This window comes from Pedobacter sp. NEAU-ZC8 (assembly GCF_059278965.1).
In genome coordinates, this window is sequence record NZ_JCAJXC010000031.1 from 1 (window position 1) to 5,473 (window position 5,473).

At 47.6% G+C, this 5,473-nt stretch carries 2 tRNA genes and 3 rRNA genes; all 5 read right to left on the minus strand.

Annotated features, from left to right (window positions below):
- Nucleotides 1–20: 20 nt before the first annotated feature.
- The 5 genes from rrf to AC5WJX_RS17690 all read right to left on the minus strand — a co-directional run bounded on the left by rrf (nucleotide 21) and on the right by AC5WJX_RS17690 (nucleotide 5,240).
- Nucleotides 21–132, minus strand: a 5S ribosomal RNA gene (rrf, locus tag AC5WJX_RS17670).
- A gap of 110 nt (nucleotides 133–242) precedes the next feature.
- Nucleotides 243–3,121 (minus strand): 23S ribosomal RNA (locus AC5WJX_RS17675).
- A gap of 254 nt (nucleotides 3,122–3,375) precedes the next feature.
- Nucleotides 3,376–3,452 (minus strand) — tRNA-Ala (locus AC5WJX_RS17680).
- Between the two features lie 16 nt (nucleotides 3,453–3,468).
- Nucleotides 3,469–3,542, minus strand: a tRNA-Ile gene (locus AC5WJX_RS17685).
- 176 nt (nucleotides 3,543–3,718) lie between these two features.
- A 16S ribosomal RNA gene (locus tag AC5WJX_RS17690) occupies nucleotides 3,719–5,240 on the minus strand.
- The 16S, 23S and 5S rRNA genes sit together here with 2 tRNA genes alongside, the layout of an rRNA operon.
- Nucleotides 5,241–5,473: the final 233 nt, after the last annotated feature.

The following is a 5,473-nucleotide window of genomic DNA, read 5'->3' on the forward strand; positions in this document are numbered from 1 at the left end:
ACTTACAGGCTTTCTTTAAGATTTGGCACCGACCTACTCTCCCACGTGTTACCGCAGTACCATCGGCTCTGGTGGGCTTAACTTCTCTGTTCGGAATGGGAAGAGGTGGACACCACCGATATAGGCACCTAAATATTTTTAATGTTATTTAAGCTATCTATCTCTCGATTGATTGGTATTCAATAACAATGACATATTATTGAAAGAAGTTAGTTCCAGAAGAACAAACAACAGTATTCTGCTTTTGAAAGCTTCGGATGATTAGTATTACTCGACTATGCTGTCACCAGCTTTACATCTGTAACCTATCAACGTAGTAGTCTTCTACGGTCCTATATGGAATTCTCATCTCGTGGCTAGTTTCGCACTTAGATGCTTTCAGCGCTTATCTATTCCCAGCGTAGCTACTCTGCAATGCCCCTGGCGGAACAACAGATTCACTAGAGGCTAGTCCAACCCGGTCCTCTCGTACTAAGGTCAGCCCCACTCAAAATTCCTACGCCCACAACAGATAGGGACCGAACTGTCTCGCGACGTTCTGAACCCAGCTCGCGTGCCACTTTAATCGGCGAACAGCCGAACCCTTGGGACCTTCTCCAGCCCCAGGATGTGACGAGCCGACATCGAGGTGCCAAACCTCCCCGTCGATATGAGCTCTTGGGGGAGATCAGCCTGTTATCCCCAGCGTACCTTTTATCCTTTGAGCGATGGCCCTTCCATGCAGAACCACCGGATCACTATATCCGTCTTTCGACCCTGCTCGGCTTGTCTGCCTCACAGTCAAGCAAGCTTATGCTATTGCACTCCTCATACGGTTACCAAGCGTATTGAGCTTACCTTTGAAAGCCTCCGTTACCTTTTTGGAGGCGACCACCCCAGTCAAACTACCCATCAAACAATGTCCTCGACCAAGCCGAGTTAGACACCGAATACAGAAAGGGTGGTATTTCAACGTTGACTCCACGACGCCTGGCGACGCCGCTTCATAGTCTCCCACCTATCCTACACATCCTGTATCCAATGTCAATGTTAAATTGTAGTGAAGGTGCATGGGGTCTTTCCGTCCCGTTGCGGGTACCCGGCGTCTTCACCGGGACCACAATTTCACCGAGCTCATGGCTGAGACAGCGCCCAGATCGTTACACCATTCGTGCAGGTCGGAACTTACCCGACAAGGAATTTCGCTACCTTAGGACCGTTATAGTTACGGCCGCCGTTTACTGGGGCTTCGATTCAATGCTTCGCCTTGCGACTAACATCCCCTCTTAACCTTCCAGCACCGGGCAGGTGTCAGGCCTTATACTTCATCTTTCGATTTTGCAAAGCCATGTGTTTTTGTTAAACAGTCGCCTGGGCCTTTTCACTGCGGCTGATATTGCTACCAGCGCCCCTTCTCCCGAAGTTACAGGGCCATTTTGCCGAGTTCCTTAGCCATGATTCACTCGAGCACCTTAGAATTCTCTTCCCGGATACCTGTGTCGGTTTGCGGTACGGGTTTTTATAACCTGAAGCTTAGCGGTTTTTCTTGGAAGTCTGATTACCTGCACTATCCACTTACCCGAAGGCTCGCGGTACTATCAGCGTTCAGCAAGACCGGCGGATTTGCCTACCAGTCCTATACCTACAGCCTTTAACGATCTATTCCGTCAGATCGCGGCAGTGTCACTACTCCGTCCCCACATCGCAGTTATAAAAAGTACTGGAATATTAACCAGTTGTCCATCGAATATCCCCTTCGGGTTCTCCTTAGGTCCCGACTAACCCTGATCCGATTAGCGTTGATCAGGAAACCTTATCCTTTCGGTGGGCAGGTTTCTCGCCTGCCTTATCGTTACTTATGCCTACATTTGCTTTTCCAGAAGCTCCACCACAACTTACGTCATAACTTCGCTGCCGCTGGAATGCTCCCCTACCGTAATATAAATATTACCCATAGCTTCGGTGTACTACTTAATGCCCGTTTATTATCCATGCACGATCGCTCGACTAGTGAGCTGTTACGCACTCTTTAAATGAATGGCTGCTTCCAAGCCAACATCCTAGCTGTCTATGCAATCGCACCTCGTTAGTTCAACTTAGTAGTAACTTGGGGACCTTAGCTGATGGTCTGGGTTCTTTCCCTCTCGGCCCGTGACCTTAGCACCCCGGGCCTCACTGCTGCGTATATTATATAGCATTCGGAGTTTGTCTGGATTTGGTAGGATTTGACTCCCCCGCACCCAATCAGTAGCTCTACCTCTATATAACTTTACCACAACGCTGTTCCTAAAAACATTTCGGGGAGTACGAGCTATTTCCCAGTTTGATTAGCCTTTCACCCCTACCCACAGATCATCCGGAAACTTTTCAACGTTTATCGGTTCGGTCCTCCAGTACGTGTTACCGCACCTTCAACCTGTCCATGGGTAGATCACAAGGTTTCGCGTCTACCTCCCCTGACTATACGCCCTATTCAGACTCGCTTTCGCTTCGGATCCGTGTCTTAAACACTTAACCTTGCCAGAGAAGAGTAACTCGTAGGCTCATTATGCAAAAGGCACGCCGTCACGCCACCTGGACGCTCCGACCGCTTGTAAGCACACAGTTTCAGGTTCTATTTCACTCCCCTGTTCGGGGTTCTTTTCACCTTTCCCTCACGGTACTGGTTCACTATCGGTCTCTCAGGAGTATTTAGCCTTACCGGATGGTGCCGGCAGATTCCCACAAGGCGTCTCCGACCTCGCGGTACTCAGGATCCTACTAGGCTGATGTTACTTACGTGTACCGGGCTATCACCGTATATTGCCAGGCTTCCCATCCTGTTCCACTTCATTTCATCAATACCACATCGTAGTCCTACAACCCCAGGTATGCCGTAACATAACTGGTTTGGGCTCTTTCCCTTTCGCTCGCCACTACTTAGGAAATCATTATTATTTTCTCTTCCTCTGCTTACTTAGATGTTTCAGTTCGGCAGGTTTGCGTATTATATACGACTAGTCTTCAACTAGCCAGGTTTCCCCATTCAGAAATCTTCGGATCAATTCATATTTGCTAATCCCCGAAGCTTATCGCAGCTTATCACGTCTTTCATCGCCTCTGAGAGCCAAGGCATCCCCTGTGTGCTCTTTCTTACTTTCTTCTCTCCATAGCCTTTTGCGCCTATGGAAATGCTTTTTTTGATTGTTGTTAATGTTTATACTCTTGATGCTTTTGACGCATACACATGCAAGCATGCATAAGTTGTCTATTTCATTTCAAGTTAAACAGCTAACAACGTCTCTATTGTTGTTTGCTCTTCTTTTTTAACTTCTTCCAATATGTCAAAGAACTTTTCTATCCCCAGGATTCTTTACGTTTCCTTATTTCTTTACCTTTTGTATTAGGTAAGGGTGATGGTGGAGAATAACGGAGTCGAACCGTTGACCTCCTGCGTGCAAGGCAGGCGCTCTAGCCAGCTGAGCTAATCCCCCTTAGAAATTTTAGTAGTAGTCCCGAGCAGATTTGAACTGCTGACCCCTACATTATCAGTGTAGTGCTCTAACCAACTGAGCTACGGGACTGTTTACTTTCGGTTTAGAACTGTATCTGAGGTTTCTCCTACACAATGCTTCCTACAGTTTCACCTTTACTTCAGTATGGAACACTCTATTGATGTTTCATTCTATGGGTTTTCTTTTTGAGATGTTTTGTCATTTTATATCATTTTAAACGCAGCAAGTAGTCAATTCTACTCCAGAAAGGAGGTATTCCAGCCGCACCTTCCGGTACGGCTACCTTGTTACGACTTAGCCCCAGTTATCGGTTTTACCCTAGGACGCTCCTTTCGGTTACATACTTTAGGTACCCCCAACTTCCATGGCTTGACGGGCGGTGTGTACAAGGCCCGGGAACGTATTCACCGCGTCATTGCTGATACGCGATTACTAGCGAATCCAACTTCAAGAGGTCGAGTTGCAGACCTCTATCCGAACTGTGAATGGCTTTTTGAGATTTGCTTGCTGTTGCCAGCTTGCTGCCCTCTGTACCATCCATTGTAGCACGTGTGTAGCCCCGGACGTAAGGGCCATGATGACTTGACGTCGTCCCCTCCTTCCTCTCTGTTTGCACAGGCAGTCTGTTTAGAGTCCCCACCATAACGTGCTGGCAACTAAACATAGGGGTTGCGCTCGTTGCGGGACTTAACCCAACACCTCACGGCACGAGCTGACGACAGCCATGCAGCACCTAGTTTCGTGTCCTTGCGGACGCTTCCATCTCTGAAAACTTCACTAACTTTCAAGCCCGGGTAAGGTTCCTCGCGTATCATCGAATTAAACCACATGCTCCTCCGCTTGTGCGGGCCCCCGTCAATTCCTTTGAGTTTCACTCTTGCGAGCGTACTCCCCAGGTGGAATACTTAACGCTTTCGCTTAGCCGCTAACTGTATATCGCTAACAGCGAGTATTCATCGTTTAGGGCGTGGACTACCAGGGTATCTAATCCTGTTTGATCCCCACGCTTTCGTGCCTCAGCGTCAATAATACCATAGTAAGCTGCCTTCGCAATCGGTGTTCTGTGACATATCTATGCATTTCACCGCTACTTGTCACATTCCGCCTACCTCTAGTACATTCAAGCTCATCAGTATCAAAGGCACTGCGATGGTTGAGCCACCGTCTTTCACCCCTGACTTAATAAGCCGCCTACGCACCCTTTAAACCCAATAAATCCGGATAACGCTTGGATCCTCCGTATTACCGCGGCTGCTGGCACGGAGTTAGCCGATCCTTATTCCTTCGGTACATTCAGCTATCTACACGTAGATAGGTTTATTCCCGAATAAAAGCAGTTTACGACCCAGAGGGCTGTCTTCCTGCACGCGGCATGGCTGGTTCAGAGTTGCCTCCATTGACCAATATTCCTTACTGCTGCCTCCCGTAGGAGTCTGGTCCGTGTCTCAGTACCAGTGTGGGGGGTCATCCTCTCAGATCCCCTAGACATCGTGGTCTTGGTGGGCCGTTACCCCGCCAACTAACTAATGTCACGCATGCCCATCTTAATCCTATAAATATTTGATCATTGTATAATGCTATACTGTGATTTTATGCGGTGTTAATCCGAATTTCTTCGGGCTATCCCCCTGATTAAGGTAGGTTGCATACGCGTTACGCACCCGTGCGCCACTTTCCTTTCCAGCAAGCTGGAAAGTATCGTTCGACTTGCATGTATTAGGCCTGCCGCTAGCGTTCATCCTGAGCCAGGATCAAACTCTCCATTGTAAAATGTTTTGTTTGAACACTGACCATTCTTAACTTATTAATAATAGTCTTATTCTAATTTGTCTGTTAGATATTTGACTTGAAAAACTTGCTTGGCTCATGTACTTTGAAACCGTACTTGTTTACCTCGCTGCGTTTTTATAAAATGACATCTCTTTAATGAACTTTTCGGCATCTCCTCTCGGTTTGCCTTTATATGTTGCAGATCGCCTAGCTTGTGTTTCCCAGTCTTT